The sequence below is a fragment of the Hoeflea sp. genome (genome assembly GCF_984452065.1).
Map to the genome: position 1 here is coordinate 15,978 of NZ_CFHWAF010000037.1, position 19,614 is coordinate 35,591.

18 protein-coding genes are annotated in these 19,614 nt (G+C 61.5%); 8 read left to right on the top strand and 10 right to left on the bottom strand.

The window, feature by feature from the left end; translation table 11 throughout:
- Window positions 1–228: 228 nt before the first annotated feature.
- Genes AC5E6N_RS09395 through AC5E6N_RS09420 form a run of 6 tightly spaced genes read right to left on the bottom strand, consistent with a single transcriptional unit; the run spans window position 229 to window position 7,295 of the window.
- Window positions 229–1,584 (bottom strand): amidase, encoded by a 1,356-nt coding sequence (locus AC5E6N_RS09395; protein WP_491747579.1) that lies wholly within the window; start codon window positions 1,582–1,584, stop codon window positions 229–231.
- A gap of 25 nt (window positions 1,585–1,609) precedes the next feature.
- A complete protein-coding gene (locus AC5E6N_RS09400; protein WP_491747580.1) occupies window positions 1,610–2,557 on the bottom strand; it encodes a polysaccharide deacetylase family protein in 948 nt (315 codons plus the stop codon).
- Window positions 2,554–3,489 carry a polysaccharide deacetylase family protein gene (locus AC5E6N_RS09405; RefSeq protein ID WP_491747581.1) on the bottom strand — a complete coding sequence of 312 codons (936 nt, stop codon included), beginning with the start codon at window positions 3,487–3,489 and terminating at the stop codon, window positions 2,554–2,556. The genes AC5E6N_RS09400 and AC5E6N_RS09405 overlap by 4 nt, the downstream gene beginning before the upstream one ends.
- Window positions 3,479–4,174 (bottom strand): isochorismatase family protein, encoded by a 696-nt coding sequence (locus AC5E6N_RS09410; RefSeq protein WP_491747582.1) that lies wholly within the window; start codon window positions 4,172–4,174, stop codon window positions 3,479–3,481. The genes AC5E6N_RS09405 and AC5E6N_RS09410 overlap by 11 nt, the downstream gene beginning before the upstream one ends.
- Complete coding sequence (locus tag AC5E6N_RS09415) at window positions 4,171–4,983, bottom strand: VOC family protein (protein WP_491747583.1); 813 nt, start codon at window positions 4,981–4,983, stop codon at window positions 4,171–4,173. The genes AC5E6N_RS09410 and AC5E6N_RS09415 overlap by 4 nt, the downstream gene beginning before the upstream one ends.
- A complete protein-coding gene (locus AC5E6N_RS09420) occupies window positions 4,980–7,295 on the bottom strand; it encodes a molybdopterin-dependent oxidoreductase (RefSeq protein ID WP_491747584.1) in 2,316 nt (771 codons plus the stop codon). The genes AC5E6N_RS09415 and AC5E6N_RS09420 overlap by 4 nt, the downstream gene beginning before the upstream one ends.
- A 194-nt stretch (window positions 7,296–7,489) precedes the next feature.
- Between AC5E6N_RS09420 and AC5E6N_RS09425 the strand changes: the two genes are divergently transcribed.
- On the top strand, window positions 7,490–8,437 hold the full coding sequence (locus AC5E6N_RS09425) for a LysR substrate-binding domain-containing protein (RefSeq protein ID WP_491688014.1): 948 nt from the start codon (window positions 7,490–7,492) through the stop codon (window positions 8,435–8,437).
- Between the two features lie 32 nt (window positions 8,438–8,469).
- The gene (locus AC5E6N_RS09430) at window positions 8,470–9,801 is read left to right on the top strand and encodes an NAD(P)/FAD-dependent oxidoreductase (RefSeq protein ID WP_491747585.1); all 1,332 of its coding nucleotides are present in this window, start codon (window positions 8,470–8,472) and stop codon (window positions 9,799–9,801) included.
- A gap of 44 nt (window positions 9,802–9,845) precedes the next feature.
- On the opposite strand, the gene metC is transcribed toward AC5E6N_RS09430, so the two are convergent.
- Together metC and AC5E6N_RS09440 are read right to left on the bottom strand one after the other, a co-directional pair.
- Window positions 9,846–11,030: a cystathionine beta-lyase gene (gene metC, locus AC5E6N_RS09435; RefSeq protein ID WP_491747586.1), complete on the bottom strand. Its 1,185-nt coding sequence runs from the start codon at window positions 11,028–11,030 to the stop codon at window positions 9,846–9,848.
- On the bottom strand, window positions 11,027–11,869 hold the full coding sequence (locus AC5E6N_RS09440) for a sulfurtransferase (RefSeq protein ID WP_491747587.1): 843 nt from the start codon (window positions 11,867–11,869) through the stop codon (window positions 11,027–11,029). The genes metC and AC5E6N_RS09440 overlap by 4 nt, the downstream gene beginning before the upstream one ends.
- Before the next feature lie 237 nt (window positions 11,870–12,106).
- On the opposite strand from AC5E6N_RS09440, the gene AC5E6N_RS09445 reads away from it, so the two are divergent.
- From AC5E6N_RS09445 to AC5E6N_RS09470, 6 genes are read left to right on the top strand one after another with little or no spacing between them, the layout of a single operon-like run.
- A complete protein-coding gene (locus AC5E6N_RS09445; protein ID WP_491747588.1) occupies window positions 12,107–13,180 on the top strand; it encodes a phosphotransferase family protein in 1,074 nt (357 codons plus the stop codon).
- Between the two features lie 44 nt (window positions 13,181–13,224).
- Window positions 13,225–14,397 (top strand): acyl-CoA dehydrogenase family protein, encoded by a 1,173-nt coding sequence (locus AC5E6N_RS09450; protein ID WP_491747589.1) that lies wholly within the window; start codon window positions 13,225–13,227, stop codon window positions 14,395–14,397.
- A gap of 17 nt (window positions 14,398–14,414) precedes the next feature.
- Complete coding sequence (locus AC5E6N_RS09455) at window positions 14,415–15,170, top strand: SDR family NAD(P)-dependent oxidoreductase (protein WP_491747590.1); 756 nt, start codon at window positions 14,415–14,417, stop codon at window positions 15,168–15,170.
- Complete coding sequence (locus AC5E6N_RS09460; RefSeq protein WP_491747591.1) at window positions 15,167–16,366, top strand: CaiB/BaiF CoA transferase family protein; 1,200 nt, start codon at window positions 15,167–15,169, stop codon at window positions 16,364–16,366. Before AC5E6N_RS09455 ends, AC5E6N_RS09460 begins: the two co-directional genes overlap by 4 nt.
- Complete coding sequence (locus AC5E6N_RS09465) at window positions 16,363–18,000, top strand: acetate--CoA ligase (protein ID WP_491747592.1); 1,638 nt, start codon at window positions 16,363–16,365, stop codon at window positions 17,998–18,000. Before AC5E6N_RS09460 ends, AC5E6N_RS09465 begins: the two co-directional genes overlap by 4 nt.
- Before the next feature lie 38 nt (window positions 18,001–18,038).
- Window positions 18,039–18,791, top strand: coding sequence for a FadR/GntR family transcriptional regulator (locus AC5E6N_RS09470; protein WP_491747593.1), 753 nt, complete (start codon window positions 18,039–18,041; stop codon window positions 18,789–18,791).
- A 40-nt stretch (window positions 18,792–18,831) separates the two neighbouring features.
- Here AC5E6N_RS09470 and AC5E6N_RS09475 read toward each other — a convergent pair whose 3' ends face one another.
- Both AC5E6N_RS09475 and AC5E6N_RS09480 read right to left on the bottom strand, forming a co-directional pair.
- Entirely contained in the window at window positions 18,832–19,152 is a 321-nt protein-coding gene (locus AC5E6N_RS09475) for a transposase (protein WP_491747594.1), read from the bottom strand.
- A 39-nt stretch (window positions 19,153–19,191) separates the two neighbouring features.
- The gene (locus AC5E6N_RS09480; RefSeq protein ID WP_491747595.1) at window positions 19,192–19,440 is read right to left on the bottom strand and encodes a hypothetical protein; all 249 of its coding nucleotides are present in this window, start codon (window positions 19,438–19,440) and stop codon (window positions 19,192–19,194) included.
- Window positions 19,441–19,614 lie beyond the last annotated feature (174 nt).

Below are 19,614 nucleotides of genomic sequence, written 5' to 3' on the forward strand. Positions count from 1 at the left end.
GCCATTTATCCAGCGTAATTTTTGTCTGACAAAAATTTCATTAAACGCTGATGTCGTCAAGAGCGTTGGCAGTGAAACTCGCCATTTGGGTATGTATTTCGATGAAAAACTCCAAAATCCGATAGATTTTCTACCAGCTCAGCGCGTTAGACTTTATCCTCCATGATATTTCTGTCTGTCAAAAATGCACTTATTGCGATCGAAAACACCACAGCATGCGCGATGGTCTTAATCATGACGGCCCTTCGCCGCCCTTTGTCGCGGCATCAGCTCAACCATCAGCCTGGCGACGGCGACAAGGCGGCGATCGGAAAAGCGCGGCCCGGTCAGCGTCAGGCCGACCGGCAATTTGCCCGGGCCGACAAAGCCGGGCAGATTGATGCAAGGCATATGAAGCAGGGTCCAGATCCGATTGAACGTCGCGGCGCCGGTATCGTCCAATCCCTGTGGAGCGACGCCGGCCGTGCTTGGCGTAAGAACGGCGGCAAAACGCGACGCCAATTCGTCAAAGCGCGTCCGGCATCGAGCGGCGAGATCCCATGCCTGCAACAAATCTGCGCGTGTAAACCCGGTCTCGTTGTGCAAGATCTGGCGCAGTTCCGGATAAAGACCGTCGCCAAAACGCACATGCTCGGCGAGAAAAGCACTGCGCATCTCGCTTTGCATGATTGTCTTATGGGCCCCGGTCAGCCGATCGAATGGCTCGGCGAGATCCAGATCGAAAATCCTTGCCCCCGCCGAGCGCAAAAGCTCAGCACATTGCGCCAGTGCATCCCGGGTCTCCGGAAGCGCCTGGTCCCAGACCGGCGAGCGGCAGACAGCGATCGACGCCCCGTCAAGGGTGTCGAGAGACGGGCATTCGTCATCGTGCAGCTGGAAAACATCGCAGAGCAATTCGAGGTCATCGACGCTGCGGGCATACCAGCCCAACGTGTCCATGCTCGCCGAGCAGACCTTGAAGCCTTCATGGGGGACGGCGTTCCATGTCGGCTTCATGGCATAGACGCCGCAATAGGATGCCGGGCGGATGACCGAACCACCGGTCTGCGTGCCGAGAGCAAGCGGGACATGACAGTCGGCAACCGCGGCAGCAGAACCACTCGAAGACCCGCCCGGGGTGCGACTTGTGTCATGCGGATTTCGGGTCCTGGCGCGGCGGCCGTTGACGGCGAACTCGACAGTATCGTTCTTGCCGGCGATGACGGCGCCGGCGGCGCGCAGGATAGAGACGCTCGCCGCGTCGAACTTTGGAGAGAAACCCTCGAAATGCGGCGAGTTAAAGCTTGTGGGCATATCCTGCGTGAAAATCACGTCCTTGATGCCGATCGGCACGCCGTGCAACGGACCGCGTTCGGCCTGCGCATCACGCGCGCGCGCCTGGTCAATGACAAGATCCCGGTCAATGTAAGTCCAGGCCCTTATCTCGGGATCGCGCCGCTCGATGTGGTCGAGACAAGCCTTTGCCAGCGCTTCAGCCGTCAAGCGTCCGTCCTTGATCGCCCGCACCGCCTCGCACGCGGTCAATCGCTCCGGCCGCGACCCGATCGGGTTAGCGCCGAGCGCGTGGCTCGCCGGCACGCTCACCTTGCCGTCGCCTGCTGAACGCCCATCATTCACCCTCCATGCCAAGCTGCTCGTCGTGGCTCTCCCAGGCCGCACAGATCGCCGCGCCCGTTGCACCGGCGACGCCATCTCGAGAAGGAAACAATTCCAGCAGCCGGTCGAGCGCAGCGATGCGACTGGGCTGGCCGATCACCCAGGGTGACAAGGACAATGACAGAATCCGTCCACCCATCTCACGCGCCTCGGCGTCCAGACAATCGAAGGCCGCGGCAATCTGCGAGGCGTAGTCGTCGATGCTTTGGTTGTGCAGAAAGAGGATCTTGCGGTCCGAAAGGTCGTAGGACAACGGCAGTTGCATCAACGCGCCCTTCCCGGTGTCGAACCGATAGGGCATGTCATCGTTGACCCAGTCGGCGATGTAACGGGCGCCGGCGCCGGCAACCAGTTCGGGTGTGAAAGAGGACTGGGAATGCGCCGGCGAATGCCACCCGATGACCGGCCGGCCGCTCAATTGCCGCAGCGTGGTGAAAGCCTCGTCGACCTGGGCACGCTCTTCTTCCCTGGACAGCAGGCCGTGATGCAGCCGGCCCATGTCGACACCGTTGGCGGCGATCTCCCAGTCCCGCTTGAGTATCTCCTCAAGCAGATACGGATAGCGTTCCGCCACTTTGCTGTTCATTGCGACGGTCGCGCGCAGACCATGTCGGTCAAGCACGCGCATCAACCTGAAGATTCCCACTCGGTTGCCGTAGTCGCGCGTTGAGTAGTCCCAAACGCTCGGATAGAAACGGTCCATGCCGCCGAGCGGAACGAATGGCTCCTTGGGCATGTCCATTGGAAAATGCTCGCAATGGATGGTGATCCAGATCAGCAAACGTTTGCCGCCCGGCCACGCAACGGCCGGTGCCGTCGCCAGATAGCGATGTCCGTAGCGGTCATGATCGGGGCCCGGACGCCGTTTGGGATAGACGAGATAGTCGGCGGGAATGCTCATGAGGGCGGCCCTTCGGTGGATGCGCGATTGAACGGTTTCATCCACTCGACAAACGCATCGTAGTGGTTCTGCTCGAACCAGGCGGCGATTTCGCGTCCGGTCGCAAGCCACACGCCGTCATGGCCGGTGATGTAGCCGAGGATCTCGTCGAGCACGGCAATACGGTGCGGCTGGCCGATCAGATAGGGATGCAGCGGAACGCACATGACGGTGCCGCTCTGCGCCCCCTCCTCGTAGAGCTGGTCGAAATGCGCCTTAGCGATGTCGAGGTAAGCCGATGGCGAGATGTGCTTGAAAGACAGGACCGGCACATCGTTGACTTCCATCATGTAGGGCACGCTGACCAACCGCTTGCCGGACCGCACCTTGACCGGCATGGGCTGATCGTCGTGAAAAAGATCGAGCGTGTATTTGATGCCCTCTTCGGCCAGAACATCTTGCGTGGTCTCGCCGTTCGAGATTGCCGGCGAAAGCCAGCCATCGAGGTCCTGGCCGCTGTAGCGCTTGATCGTCTCACGGCTGTCGCGAATGACTTCCCGCTGCTGATCCTCGCTCATATTGTAGAGATATCGTGTGTTGTAGATGCCGTGGCTGAACAGTTCCCAGTCCAGTTCACAGCATCGTTCGATAATCTCCGGAAAGTGGTCGCAGACCGCAACATTCAATGAAACACTGCCGCGCACCCCGTGCCGCGCCATCACGTCGGCCATGCGGTGAAAGCCGACCCGGTTGCCATAGTCGCGCATGGAATAGTTGATGATATCGGGCTCGGGGCGATACCAGACCGAGCGGGCCGGGCTCTCAGGCGGCGCGTATTCATAGAACTCGATGTTCGGCGCGACCCAGAACGCGATGCGGGCGCCGTTCGGCCACACGATCCTGGGGCGGTGGTGATAGGGAGCATAGTCGTAGCTGAACGGTTCACTGAGCATTGGCTTCCACCGGTTTGTTGCCCCGCATGGAGGTGAGACTGTCGAGAACCACGGCGGCGGGCAGCACATCGCCATATTTGACTGCGATGTCGTAAAGCGCCGCGTAGTGAGGGCTTTCTTCGCGATCAGCCACGCATTCTTCCGGCACGATCACGCGATACCCGTATGACATCGCGTCAACGATGCTGGCTCGAACGCATCCGGACGTAGCGCCCCCGGTCACGATGACCGTATCGACGCGGTTGAAAACGAGAAACGACGGCAGATGCGTCTCGAAAAAGGCCGACGCCATGCGTTTGTGCAGTATGAGATCGCGATCGCGATCGACCTCGAGGCGGGCGTCGATCTCGGCCTGCGGGGATTGGTGGCCGACATTTTGAAGCGCCATCGGCGCATTGCTTCGGGTCCCCCAGCGACCGCAATCCCTGCCATTCGGCAGATAAGCCACATAGGTCCAGACCACGGGCATGTCCAGATCGCGCACGGCCCGGGCAATCGCGTTGACGCGTTCAAACTGGTTGCCATCGCCTTCGTAGGCGGTGGCGAAGGTCTCCGTATCGGTATACCGCCGCTGCAGATCGACATTCAGCAGACAAACACGCGATCCGAAACCGAACGCCGGCAGCGCCGGATTCGCCTTCCATCCCTCGTAGATGGCCCTGGCCGTCAGATCGACGCGCTTCATGACTCCGGACTCCCGCGCTTTTCGGCAATGGCTTCGCGCGTATCCGACGGCATCAGCCGCATCGCCGCACCGTGTGTCAGATCGATGTCGAGCAATTCACCTTCCGGTGGAAGGTCGGGCCGATCGCACGAAAGGTGAACCTCGAAAAGGCCGCCTTCCGGTCTCGAAGACAATGCATCGCCGGCGACGATGTCGACCCAGCCGTTCGACACGCCGACGCGGATATCATGCCGGTCCGTCGGCCCCGCGGCCGTTCGCTTGCCGCCCATGGCAACCAACCCGTCCAAGACCCTGGCGGGCTCGGCGCTCGCCACCTTGACACCGGCGACGCCATTGACCCCATTGGCGTGTGTTGACGGTCCCGGAACGCGATGTCGGACGCCCTGGCGATTGGAGACCAGGAAAGGAAGCGCGACGTCGCCCTCGGTGCCGCGGCCGGCCATCAACAGATCGAGCGCCCATTTGTGGCCTCCGGCGACCGTGTTGGCCACCTCGACCGGACCGGCGACCGGGATGCCGGCGGCCTTGAGCCTCCGGCCGGTCGCGCACGCATCGTCGACCAGAAAGGAGTAGTCCGCCCAGCCCTCGCCCGCGGCAAGAACCGGTCCCAGCCGGTGTGCCGCCCTGGCCTCATCGCTTGAAAAGGCGGTCAGCAGAATATAGGCGCCATCGTTGAAGGACACGAAGCGGAACCTGGTCGAACCATGACTGGTGTCGGCGCGTTCCAGCACGACAAAACCGAGCGTCTCGAAATCGGCAGCGACCTTGTCCAGATCCCGGACCAACAGAACCAAGTGATCAAATCTCATGCGCGCGCACCCGCAAATTCATCCGATAAGTCTTCAGGCGGCCGTACGGTCGGAGGGCGTTCAATGCGCAGCTCAGGAAGGCTGCCATCGAATCGTTCAATCTCCACCAGGCAGGATTGTGCCGCACATCCTTGACCAAGCTCGGACGTGCCGATGTCACGGGTGAGCACGTTTGGGTTGCTGTTGCGGTCAGCCTTACCGTCGGGGTCGTAGGTCGCGCCGGTCGCCAGCAGCGCGACGCCACGCATCATCTCCGTTTCAAGTTCGGCGACCGCCAGACAGGCGCCGCGGCCGTTGAACAGGCGGACGACATCGCCATCCCCGATACCCCGCGCCAGCGCGTCATCACGATGCATTTTGACGATTTCGCGTCCATGGCGCTTGCCGGCACGGCTGTGCGCGCTCCAGTCCATCTGCCCGTGCAGTCGGCGTGCAGGCTGAGGGGTCAATAAATGGATCGGATGGCTATCGGCGGCCTTCGCGCCCAGCCATTCCTCCGGGTCCAGCCAGACCGGATGCCCCGGCTGCGCGCCGTCGGTGAATTCGACGACCTGTCGACTGAACAGTTCGATCTTGCCGGAGGGCGTGTTGAGCCGATGTCGTTCCGGATCCGCCCGGAAATCGGCGAACATGACATAGTCGTCGTCAGGGTCGGGGACACGGACGTAGCCGCGTTCCCGGAATTGCTCCAGCGGCGGCGCGGCGATCCCGCGGGCCGCCAGTCGGGCCGAGATCTCCTGCCACGCCTTCTCCAGCCATTGCTTCTCGCTCCGCCCTTCGGTGAAGGTCTGATGCGCGCCGAGACGCTCGGCAAGCGCGGCAAATATCTGATAGTCGTTGCGCGCCTGGCCCACCGGCTCCACCAGCTTGTGCATGGCCAGAATAAACGGATCGCGCGACGCCCCGCCGATATCGTCGCGTTCAAGTGCTGTTGTCGCGGGAAAGACGATATCGGCGTGCCGGGCCGTCGCCGTCCAGTAGCACTCGTTGACGATGACGGTTTCCGGCCTGCGGAATGCTTCACGCAGCCGGTTCAGATCCTGATGATGATGAAACGGATTGCCGCCGGCCCAATAGACAAGACGTATGTCGGGATAGGTCATGACACGCCCGTCATACCGAAACGTGCCGCCCGGCGTGAGGAGCATGTCGGCGACCCGGGCGACCGGGATGACAGAGCCGGTCGGATTGTCGCCGACGGGCAAACTGTAAAGCGGCGTGTCAAAGCGCGGATTGCCCATGCCGTTCGAGGAGCCATAACCAAAGGCAAAGCCGCCGCCGGGCAAGCCGATTTGGCCGAGCATAGCGGCGAGCGCGATCGCCGCCCAGTACGGTTGCTCGCCATGACGCGCGCGCTGAAGGCTCCAGTTGGCGGTAACCAGAACACGCTTGCCGATCAGGCCCAGCGCCAGATCCTCGATCGTCCCGGCCGGAACAGCGGTTATGCCGCTGGCCCATTGCGGTGTCTTCTCCACCCCGTCGGTCTTTCCCGAAAGGTAGTCGCACAATATGCCGGCGCCCGTGCAGTAGCGTTCCAAAAAAGCCCGGTCCGCCACCCCTTCCCGGTCAAGCACGCGCATCATCGCCAGCATCAGCGCGGTATCGGTATTGGGCCGTATGGGAATCCAGCGGCATGCATGATCGTCGCTGACATCCGCCTTGAGGGGCGAAATATTGACAAGCTGCGTACCGCCGGACAGCGCCGCCATGAACAGGTCGTAACGGTGTTCGCCCGATCCACCCGATTGGACTTCCCAGTTCTTGGCCGGAAGGCCGCCGAAGGCAAGCATCGCATCGCAGTGGTCACGGATCGAGCGGGCCGAAGTCAGATGGGAGCCGACTGCATTTCGCGCACCGACGACGCGCGGGAGAAAGGTCATCGCCGCGCCGTAGCTGTAGTTCGTGGCCTGATCGGTGAACCCGCCGATGGAATTGAAGAAGCGGCGTACCAAGGTACGCGCATGGTGCAAACGTCCGGCGCTCGACCAGCCATAGGACCCGGCGAAGAGGGCCTCGTTGCCGAACGTTTCCCGGACACGTCCGATTTCGCCGGCGGCAAGGTCCAGGGCGTGGTCCCATGTAACTTCGAAGAAGTCGTCCTTTCCGCGGCCACAACCGCCATCGCCCTCAAGCCAGCCGCTGCGCACGGCAGGCGCGGCCACCCGCAATGGTGAGTTGACCATTTCCGGCCAGACCGAATTCAACGGGCTTGGCCGCGGATCATGCTCGAACGGCAAGACAGCTTTGATTTGCCCGTCCACGACTTCGGCGCGGAACGCACCCCAATGCGAAGCCGAGCGTTGCATGGTCATCGCGGCTCAACCCGCGCCGATAAAAGGTTACCAATGTCGCGCAATTTCCAGGCTCCGGCTCGTTTGGTTAATTTTATGATATAATATCTGTATCGTCAATTGCGTATAAAAAATATAAATGTTATATCTTCGCGTGCATCTTGTCCCCGACACCACGCGGCGGGGCATGACAATTCTCGAACGGGTCAATCGATATGCAGCTTAATATCAGGCAAGTTGAAGCGTTCCGGGCTGTCATCACACTTGGCAGCATGACCAAGGCCGCTGAATTGCTTGGCATTTCCCAACCTGCGGTCAGCCGGCTGATGACGGACTTTCAGCAGACCGTCGGCTTCAAGCTGTTTCGCCGCTTGCGTAACAGTATCGAGCCCACGGACGACGCCAGACGCCTGTGCGAGCAAGTCGACAAGTTGTTCGTCGGGCTTGAGGAACTCGGTGAACAGGTTCAGGCGATAAAGAACCTGACGACCGGAACGGTTTCGATCGCGGCCATGGGCCTTTACGCCAACGGATTGTTACCGGACATCATTGGCCGCTTCCGTCTCCGGCACCCGGGCGTCGCGGTCAGGCTCGACAGCCTGCCGCAAGATCGCGTGGCGGAATGGGTCGCCTCGCGACGCAGCGACATCGGCTTTGCAACAATGCCGATCTCCAACGCCTCGATATCGGTCCGGGAGTTGCTCAGCCGCCCGGTTCTATGCGTGTTTCCCGCAGGGCATGAACTCGAAAGTCACGACATCATTCGTGCGGAACATCTTGCCGGACACTCCTTCATCAGCTTTCCGCGCGGCACACCGTTTCGCTTTGAGATCGATACTTTGTTCGAACAGCGAAATGTCAGCCGGGTGATGATGATCGAGGCCACAACGCACGAAGCGGTGTGCAATCTGGTCGCCGCCGGCCTGGGTGTGTCGATCGTTAGCCCGTTTTCACCGCATCTGCGCCGCAACCCGCTGCTGGAGTACAGGCCTTTCATGCCGGCGGTGCCGGTATCTCTCGGGCTGGTTGCCGACGGTGAGAGCCTCTCCAGCGCCGCGCGCGCCTTCCACGATTTTGTCGTCGACCATTTCGCCCACCCTCCCACGCCGGACGACCTGCACGCGAAAATTTCGGCGATTGACCCCGCGCTGCAGTCGTCGTGACGGCCAAGGCATCCATCAGCGAGAAGCGAGCAATGAACATTCAGACCGCCCCCGATCACGGCTTCGATGTGGTCCCCGCGGAGACCCAGGTCGTTGTCGTCGGCGGCGGCATCGTCGGTGTCTGCGCTGCACTGTCCCTGGCTCAAAGGAACATCCCGGTCGTGTTATGCGAGAAGGGAAGCATCGGCGAGGAACAATCGAGCCGCAATTGGGGCTGGGTACGCAAGATGGGCCGCGACCCCCGTGAAATTCCGCTGATGATCCGCGCGCAGCAGATCTGGTCCGAATATGCATCGACCATTGGCGTCGATGTTGGCTTTCGCGTTTGCGGCATCACCTATTTCTGCGACGAAGAAAAGGACCTGGCGAAATACGATGGCTGGATGAAGGCGGTGGAGCGCTTCGATCTCGATACCCGGTTCGTATCGGCGAACGAGATCGGCAGTTTCGCACCGGGCGCAACCCGAAGTTGGGCGGGCGGCCTGCACACGGCAAGCGACGGCTTTGCAGAACCGCACATCGCCAGCCGGGCGATCGCCCGTGCCGCCGCGCGACTGGGTGCAAGCATTGTCGAGGGGTGCGCCGTTCGCGGCTTCGAGACTGAAGGGGGCCGGGTAAGTGAGGTGGCCACCGAAAAGGGCCGCATCCGCTGCAATAGCGTGGTTCTGGCCGGCGGCGTGTGGTCGACCCTTTTCAGCAGGAACCAGGGCGTCAAGCTTCCCCAGCTCAAACTGCTCTCGCAGGTGATGCGGACCAGACCGATCGCCGGCGGGCCGGCCGGTTGTGGCTCAGGCAAGGGCTTCGGATTCCGCAAACGCCTGGATGAGGGCTACAATATATCAATGCGTTCGGCGCATCCGGTCGATATCGTTCCCGACAGCCTTCGCTACCTGCGTGACTATGTTCCGGCCCTGAAGAACGAGTGGCGCGCCATGAAATTCCGGATCGGCAAACGTTCCCTGCAGGAAACATTCACCAGAGCGCGATGGCGGCTGGATGGCCCCAGCCCATTCGAAAAGATCCGCGTCCTGCGCCCCGAACCGGCACACGCCATTCTCGATCAGGCAATCATCAACATCAAAGCACTGTTTCCGGCGTTCAAAGATCTCGTCGTCAACGAACGCATGAGCGCCTGGATCGACGTGACGCCCGACGCCATCCCCATCATCTCGGAAGTTGACGCGATCCCGGGCTTTTACATCTCCACCGGCTATTCCGGCCACGGTTTCGGCATCGCCCCGGCGGCCGGCCAGTTGATAACTGAATTGATCACGGGTGAAGACCCGGTCGTCGATCCCACGCCCTTCCGCCACAGCCGGTTCATTGACGGCTCAAAGATCAATCACTGGCCGATAGGCTTCTGACCGCCGTTCGGAAGGCCCGTGCGGCCTGCCGTCGTTTCACGAAATTACGCGTGCAGCCGCGCAAGCCCGCGACCGAGATCCGCCTTGAGGTCTTCGACTGTCTCCAGCCCGACATGCAGGCGCAGTATCGGACCGGCGCCGGCATGTCTGGCGACGGTGCGCGACTTTGCCGGATCGACGGGCAGGACGAGGCTTTCATAACCACCCCAACTAAACCCGATCTTGAACAATTCGAGCCCGTCGACCATCGCGCGCACGGCGCCCCGGTCACATCCCGCGAGTTCGACTGCAAACAAGCCGGACGATCCTTCGAAGTCGCGCCTCCACAGCTCATGGCCGCGAAAAGACGGCAAAGCCGGATGCAGAACCCTGGCGACTTGCGGCTGCATATGAAGCCATTGCGCCAATTCAAGCGCCGACGCTTCGTGGTGTCGAAGCCGCACTTCCAGCGTGCGCAGACCGCGCAGGCCCAGATTGCCTTCCTCGGAGCCCGCGCAGGCGCCAAGGTCCTGCGTGGCCCGGCGCACCGCCTCATAGCTTTCGGTCGTCGTCGTGACGGCGCCCAACATGGCGTCGGAATGGCCGACAATGTATTTGGTCGCCGATTGGACCGAGACATCCACGCCATGCGCGATCGGTTTGAAGAACAACGGCGTGGCCCAACTGTTGTCGAGCGCCGTCTTGATGCCCCTGGCCCGTGCCACCGCGACGATCGCCGGCACATCCTGGATCTCGAACGTTCCTGATCCGGGTGTTTCCATGTAGATCAGCCTGGTCCGTGGTTCGATCAGGCGTTCGATATCGCTGCCTATCTCAGGGTCGTAATAGGTGATCGACACACCCAATGGCGCCAGCAACCGATCGCAGAACCGCCGCACCGGTTCATAGACCGTGTCAACCACCAGCACATGGTCGCCCTGCGCCGCAAAGGCCAGAAACGTCGCCGATATCGCGGCCAGGCCGGACGCGGTCGCGATCGTACGATGGCCGCCTTCCAGTTCGGCCATCGCCGCCTCGAAGGCGAAAATCGTCGGCGTTCCGACGCGACCGTAGAAGGGTCCGTCAAATGGCGTTCGGCCCGCTGCCTCGAACGCGTCAAGCGTGTTGAACAGGAATGTGGAGGCGCGATGAACGGGCGGATTGACGGCAATCGCGCTCCGGCTGTGAACGCGACCCGCTGAAACCAGCAGGCTGCCTGCCGCTTTCGATGGTCCAGGTGCGCGGCTCAAAGCGACTGCTTCGGCAAGTCGTCGCGTTGCCCCCATTCATGCCAGGAACCGTCATAGAGTGTCCAATCCGTCTTTCCAAGACGGGCAAGCTGCAGAACGAGAACGGCCGCCGTCACACCCGACCCGCAGGTCGAGACAATGGTCTTGCCGATGTCGACACCGGCATCGCGGAAAACAGCTTCGGCAACCGCCGGCTCGACGAACGTGAAATCTCCACTCTGTGGCAGCATCGTGCTCCAGGGTATGTTGATCGCGCCGGGCATGTGCCCGCCGGCCACGCCCGGATAACCCGATGGCAGCGCTCCGGTAAATCGCTCCCGCGTGCGCGCATCGACAACAACCGCTTCGCCGGTTTCGAGGGCCACGGCAACATCACGCCATGTCGCGATGCCGCCGGCCGGTGCCGTTGCCTTGAACTGCGTTTGCGCCGCCGGCTCCGGAGCGCCGTGTTCGACCGGACGGCCGTCTGCAAGCCAGCGTTTCCAGCCGCCGTTCAAAATACGCACCCGATCATGCCCAAACAGGCGGAACATCCACCAGACCCGCGCCGACACGTAGCTGGAATCGTAGACGACGACCATCTGGCGATTGTCGATCCCCAATGCCGAAACCACTCCGGCGAAACGCTCCGGCGACGGCAGCATGTTGACATAGGCCGACGTCGGATCGCAGGCCTCATCGAGATCGAAGAAGCGTGCTCCAGGGATATGAGCGGCCACGAATTCCTCATACCCGCTCTTTCCCGCCTCGGGAATGTACCAGGAACAATCGATAACAACCGTTCCGGCGTCGTTGATCTGTTCTTCGAGCCACTGCGGCTCGACCAGGAAAGAATCCATGTCGTCTTATGACCCCCATATATGCGCGGACATATCAACCATCCAAATCATCACACTCATTTTTATCTGACAGTTTTTCCGCACAAGCATCTCGCTTGAAATTCTATCGCGGCAAATAAAGGACATCAAGGCCGGCATTCCGCCATTTATTCGCGAATTGTGCGAAAACGTCACAGCCCCATTGACTCTGCGTTGCACTTCAGCAAGAAACTTTGTCTGACAAAAATGAGTTTTTGAATGCCGCGTAACGACACAGCGACACGACACACGCCAGGTGACGACAGGGGCCTCCGGCTCGATCTCGCGGCTATCGCCACTTATCTGGAGCACCAGGGCCTTGAACTCGATCGCGCTTCGGGCGCGGTCAGGCTGTCGGGCGGCCTGTCCAATCTGAACGATCTGGTCACCGTTGACGGCCGCAAAATGGTGCTGCGCCGTCCGCCCATGGGGGACCTGCCCCCCGGCGCGCATGACATGGCGCGCGAACACAAGATACTCAGCCGGCTATCCCGCGCCTTTCCGCTCGCGCCCGACAGCTACCATTTATGCGAAGACATCTCGGTCATCGGCGTTCCTTTCCAGTTGCTGGAGTATCGGACCGGTCTCGTGGTTCGCGGCGACAAGCTTCCGGCCTGCTTTAGCGGCATGGAGACGCGCCATGCGCTTTGCGAGCACCTGGTCCGTGCGCTTGCTGCGCTCCATGCCGTGGACGCGCGCGAGATCGGATTGGGCGCATTCGGTCGCCCGGAGGGTTTCTTCCTGCGAAATGTCGCAGGCTGGCGCGAGCGGGCGGGCAAGGTCGCCTGTGATCAGCCAGTGCTCGACCATGTCGAGAGGATCATCGCATGGCTTGGAGACAATGAGCCGCGCTCCACCGTGCCGACGCTGCTCCACTCGGATTTCAAGCTCGACAACTGCATGCTGGAGACCGACGGCCGGGTCGGTACGCTGCTGGATTGGGACATGGGTACACGCGGCGATCCGCTGATGGATCTGGCGACACTGATCAGCTACTGGACAGAGCCGGACGACCCCGACTGCATGCATCGTCTTGGGCAGATGCCGACGGCCCACCCCGGTTTCATGCGTCGGGCAGATGTCCTGGAGACCTATGCGCGGCTGACCGGGCGCGACGTCGACCAGTTTCAAAGCTGGCGCATCCTGGCCATGCTCAAGCTCGGTATCGTGTTCATGCAGTTGTATCGCAACTGGGTCAACGGAGCCATTGGCGACACATCCTATGCCGGGTTTGCACAATTGGGCGCCGACCTGATCGAACACACACTGGATTTGCTCGAAGCCCCGCTTTGAGGGGGGCGATTTTTGGAAAGGCCGCTCCGGCGGAACGTACAGCGATGGATTTCAGCATACCTGACGAGTTGAAGACGCTGTCAGAGCAAATCGGTACATTCATCCGGCAGGAGGTCATTCCGCTGGAACAGGCCGCCGGCTGGACTGATCACGGACCGACCGAGGAACTGCGGCTGACGCTCGTCCAGATGGCGCGTCGCCGGGGTCTGGCCGCGCCGCATGCACCGCAGGAATTCGGCGGTCGCGGCCTCAGCCATTTCGAGCGGGCCGTCGCCTTCGAGGCCGCCGGCTATTCCATGCTTGGCCCGATCGCGCTGCATTGCGCCGCCCCTGACGAAGGCAACATGCATTTGCTTGACCAGGTCGCCGACGCCAGCCAGCGCCGGCGCTGGCTTGCCCGGCTTGCCACCGGCGAGGTGCGGTCATGCTTTGCGATGACGGAACCGTTCGGTGCGGGCTCCGACCCCTCGCTTCTTGAAACGACCGCCGAGCCGGTTGACGGCGGATTTCGCATCCATGGACGGAAATGGCTCATTACCGGGGCACAGGGCGCACATTTCGTCATCATCATGGCAAAGATGAACGCCGGTGAGGAAACCGGCGAAGCGACCATGTTCCTTGCCGACATGGACCAGTCGGAAATCGTCCTGGAGCGCCGGCTGGATTCGATGGATTCAACCTTTAGCGGCGGGCACTGGGTCGTTCGCTTCGATGATCTGTTCGTTCCCGAAACCGATGTGCTGGGCGCGGTCGGCGAAGGCTTTCGCTACGCCCAGGTCCGGCTTGCTCCAGCGCGACTGACCCACTGCATGCGCTGGCTGGGCGCGGCGGTCCGCGCACAGGATATCGCCCGCGATTATGCCGTTAAACGGACGGCCTTCGGCAAAGCCCTAAGCGACCACGAAGGCGTCGGCTTCATGCTCGCCGACAACGACATGGACATCTACAGCGCGCGGCTCGCCATCTGGCATACCGCCTGGCTGCTCGATCAGGGTCATCGCTGCAATGCGGAGAGTTCGCGCGCCAAGGTCCTGTGTTCGGAGGCGCTTTACCGCGTCGCCGACCGTTGTGTGCAGATTCTCGGCGGACTTGGCCTGACCCGCGACACGGTCGTCGAACGCTTCTTCCGCGATGTCCGGGCCTTTCGTATATATGATGGCCCCTCCGAGGTCCATCGCTGGTCGCTGGCCCGGCGCATCGCTGCGGGTCGTCTGTGATGTCCGGGGCGACCGACATGTTCGATCTCTGCGACCGCGTCTGCGTGGTGACCGGCGGCGGACGCGGAATCGGAAAACGGATCGCCCATGATCTGGCAGCGCGTGGCGCAAGAGTGGTGGTCGCGGGGCGCTCGATCGATACGCTTAGCGCCACCAGCCGCGAAATCGTCGAACAGGGCGGCAGAGCCGCCGCGATCGGCGCCGACATGTCAATCGAGAGCGATATCATCCATCTCGCCAGGCAAGTCGCCGAACGGTTCGGTCCGGCCCATGTGCTCGTCAACAATGCCGGGATCAACCCGATTTACAAAGCACCCGAGATGACATCGATGGCCGAGTGGAACGAGATCATTGCGGTCAACCTGTCCGGCGTCTTTGTCGCCTGCCGCGAATTCGGCCGGCAGATGCTGGAAGTCGGTCGCGGCAGCATCGTCAACATGTCATCCATCGCCGGCAGCGTCGGCCTTGCCAGGACGGCGGCCTATTGTGCCTCGAAGGGCGGGGTCGAGCTCCTGACGCGCTCAATGGCGGTTGACTGGGCCTCAAAGGGTGTGCGCGTGAACGCGGTCGCACCGGGATTTGTCGAGACCGACCTTACCAGTGGCATGATCGAGCACTCGACGCTCAGCGAGCGACTGCTGAAACGCACGCCGATGCGACGTTTCGCGCAAACGGAGGAGATCACCGGAGCGGTGATCTATCTCGCCAGCGATGCTTCGCGATACGTCACCGGTCAAACCATAGGTGTCGATGGGGGGTGGACAGCGGCATGACCCGTATAACCGACAAAAGTCGCGGCGCCCTGGACGGCGTCGTCGTACTTGACTTGACCCGGTTGCTGCCGGGCGCCTTTTGCTCGCAGCTCCTGGCCGACATGGGCGCCGAGGTGATCAAGATCGAGAACCCCGACGGCGGCGACTACAATCGCGCATGGGAGCCACGCGCCAAGCAGGAATCGGGATCATTTCTTTTGCTGAACCGCAACAAGAAAAGCGTCACGATCAATCTGAAATCGACGTCCGGCAAAATGGTGTTCAAACGGCTGGCGGCCAAAGCCGATATCGTGCTGGAAGGATATCGACCCGGCGTCATGGATCGTCTGGGGCTGTCCTATGATGAATTGAGCAAGGACAATGCCGGGCTGGTCTATTGCGCGATTTCCGGTTTTGGACAGGATGGGCCGCTGCGTAACGCTGTGGGTCATGACCTGAATTATCTGGCGATCGCCGGCGTGCTGCAGCTTTTCGGCGATGCGAAAGAAGGCCCCCGTGTTCCCGGTCTGTCAATCGCCGATGTCGGCGGCGGGTCGCTGATGGCGGCGACCGGCATTCTTGCCGCGTTATTCTGGCGAGACCGGACGGGCAAGGGTCAGTTTATTGACATATCCATGACGGACGGTGCCGTGGCCTGGCTGGCGCTGCATGGCGCCGATTACCTGTTCGGCCAAGTCGAGCCGAGAGGTGGTGAACGGCCTTTTATCGGCCAGGCGCCCTGCTACGGCGTCTACGCCTGCGCCGACGATCGATTTGTCGCGCTCGGGGCGATCGAGCCGCATTTTTGGAAGCGGTTTTGCGCACTCATCGATCTGCCGGAAACCTTGCATACGCATTATCCGCAGGGCGAGGCCGCCGAAATCCAGCGCGCGGCAATCTCCGACCGGATGCTGAACCGCGACCGTGATACGTGGGTTGCGCTGGCCGACAAGGCCGACATTCCGCTGTCGCCCGTAAACTCGATGGAGGAGGCTTTCCGCCATCCGCAGATCGCCCACCGGCGCATGCTGCAGACGGTCGAGCATCCGGTCGAGGGCCGCGTGCCGCAATTGGGTTTTCCGATCAAGTTCAGCCGAACGCCATGCGAGATGCGGGAACCGCCACCGCAATTGGGTGAGCACAACGACCTGATCCTCGCGCGCGCCGGCTATTCGCTCCAGGAGATCGGAGCGTTGCACAAGGAAGGCGCGATATGACGATAAAACCACCGACGGCATCGGATCTGGCGCAAGGGGGATATGAACAATTCCACGCCGTCTTCGACTGGGCCGTGCCCGATCACTTCAACTTCGGCGTGGACGTGGTCGACCGCTTCGCCGGCGAGCGGGACGGGCCTGCGCTGATCGCGGAAAACGCTGTCGGCGAGATACGGGAGTACATGTTTTCCGACATCGCCCGCATCACCGACAAGCTCGGCGCGGCCCTGCGCCGGCAGGGAGTCGGCAAGGGCGACTTCATCATCGTCATGCTGCCGAGAATTCCCGAATGGCAGATCGCCATGGTTGCGGCGCTGAAGATCGGCGCCATTCCCGTTCCCTGCATCGAAATGCTGACGGCCAGGGATCTTGCGTATCGCGTCGCCAATTCGGGCGCGAACGTGGTAATCTGCCGCGCCGGACAGACGGATAAGTTCGCGGCGCTGACGGGCAGTCTGTCCGTCCGGATCAGCGTTGGTGCGGCGCCGGGCTGGATCGAGTTCGAAGAAATGCTCGCCGACGCGCCGGCGCGGTTCGCGGCGCAGAAGGTCGCTGCCGAGGACCCTGCGATCATGTACTACACCTCGGGCTCGACCGGCCATCCCAAAGGGGTTCTCCATGCATCGCGGGCTCTCTATTCCTGGTGGGTATCGGCCGCCTTCTGGCTGAGTCTCGACCCGACCGATACAATCTGGTGCACCGCCGACACGGGATGGAGCAAGGCGGGCACGAGCATATTGTTCGGCCCGTGGGCGCGTGGCGCCTGCGCTTTTTTCTATGACGGTCCCTTCGAACCGCGCGAGCGCCTCCGGCTTCTTGAACGCCATCGTGTCAGCGTTTATTGCGCGCCGGCAACCGAACTGGCGCAGATAGCCGAGGAGAATACGACCCGGTTCGACCTGAGCGCTCTCCGGCAGACCGTTTCGGCGGGTGAGCCCGTCGGTCCGGCAATCGTCGAGCGCTGGCGCGAAGCAACCGGGACTCCCCTTCTCGAGGCTTACGGACAAACGGAGGCGTTGATGATCGTGTTGAATTACCCCGGCGAACCCCTGCAGCCCGGCTCGATGGGCCGGCCGGCGCCCGGGAGCGATGTCGCAATAGTCGATCCACAGGGCGTTCCCGTGGCAGACGGTGAAGAGGGCGACATAGCGCTGATGACACCCAACCCGCAACTGATGCTCGGCTATTGGGGTGAGCCGGACCGCACCGCCGGTTGTTTCCGGGACGGCCCTGACGGCCGCTGGTACGTCACCGGCGATCGTGGTGTCCGCGACGGTGACGGCTATATCTGGTACCGGGGACGTCTCGACGACATCATCAATTCGGCCGGCTATCGGATCGGTCCAACGGAAATCGAGAATGTGCTGCTTGAGCACGAGGCGGTCGCCGAATGCGCGGTCGTCGGCAAACCGGATCGAGCGCGCGGCGAGATTGTCAAGGCATTCGTTCGCGTTAAGGAGGGCTTTAGGGCCGATCCGGCACTTGCCCAGGCGTTGCAGGACCATTGCAAGTCACAAACCGCGCCGTATAAATATCCGCGGGAGATTGAGTTTATTGATTCACTTCCAAAGACACTGACTGGAAAGATTCGCCGCAGCGCGCTGCGCGAACGCCTTGCCGAACATCCGGCCTGACCTGACAACATTTATTGCTGAGATCGATTGTGGAAAACATGCTCAACAGCGAAGGCGAAGTGGCCACAAGGTCGCTTCCCGCTTTTCGTTCAATTGCCCGGGAACTCGAACAGCAGGTCCTCTCGGGCGCTCTGCCTGTCGGCAGCACACTGCCAAGCGAAACCAGCCTGGCCGATCGGTTCAGCGTCAGCCGCTCGACCATCCGTGAAGCCATTCGCCTGCTGGAGCAGATCGGCATCATCCGCCGCGCCGAGGGCCGCAACAAACTGCGGATAACCATGCCGCGCGCCGAGGATATCAGCGCACGCATAAAGACAGCCTTTTTGCTGCAGGAAACGACGTTCGAGCAGCTTTGGGAAGTTCTGACCGCGATAGAGCCGATGTGCGCGGCCATTGCCGCGACAAAGAGCACACCCGAAGACCTTGAGCGGATCGAGGACAATCTTCACCGCACGGAAACGGCCCACGCCGCCGGTGACGATCTCGTTGCGCTCGATGTGGAATTTCACAACCTCGTTGCCGCGGCAACCGGAAATGATGCGCTGCAATTGAGTCGCGAAACCGTCGGCGAGTTGTTCTATCCGGCATTCACCCAGGTGATGGCGCGGCTCAACGCGGGCGAACGCCTGATTCTGGCGCACCGCAAGATCTTCGATGCGATTTCCGCCCGCGACCGCAGCGAGGCACGCGGTTGGATGGAACGCCATATCGGCGACTTCCAGCGCGGCTGCGATTTGGCCAACCTCGACTTTGACGCGCCGATCACCGGTCCCATGTCCGAGATCTTGTGAATCGCAAACGATCGCAAGCAGTCTTTCCCACACGCCCAGATCATGCCAACGCAAGAACCGGTTGGAAACACTCTTCCAGTGGCCGAATTCCGGTGGCAGGTGTTCCGGTTCGCAGCTTCCAAAGAACCGCATTCAAAAACAACCGGTTATCACGCCCCCGGCGACCCCGGTTGCCTTTCGAACCGGGCAGATGCGGCTTCCAACGGAGCCAATGCTCCTCACTCAAATCGTGGCGATGCAGGTCTGACATGGCATTCTCCTTCACAGGGTCAAAAGCCCTAAACAGCGCATGCAACCTGAAACCTATCCGCCTCTCCCAACACACTAGCAGCATCGGGCGCCAGGGCCGCTCACACCACATTCATGCCATCTCCTTCCATGACAAACTACAAAAACAGGCTTAACAATCATTCAAATCGGGGACACGCTTTAACATGCGCCCGTCACATTTACCTAACTTGCGAACATCGCGATCATCAAGGATTTCGAGTTCATCGAGCCGCTTCTGCAACGTCTCGCGCTCGCTGGCGATCTGCGGATCGAGGTCCTGCGGCTCGGGATAAACACGGCCGAATTTGAGACCGTCGCTGTAGTCGAAATCCAACACTGCCTCGGACCACTTCCAGCCCTTGCCGTGTTTCTTGGCCACGCGCCCCAGTTTCTCGACGGCCAGTTTCTCCAGAATGTCGACGTCCTCCAGATGGACGACGACACCGCGTATCTCACGGACATCGATCTGTCAGAGAAACTGGCCATTCCATCACTTCGCGCGGCTGCCGGAGTATTGATGCGGGTGCGACACAACCGCCATTTGTGCTCCTTT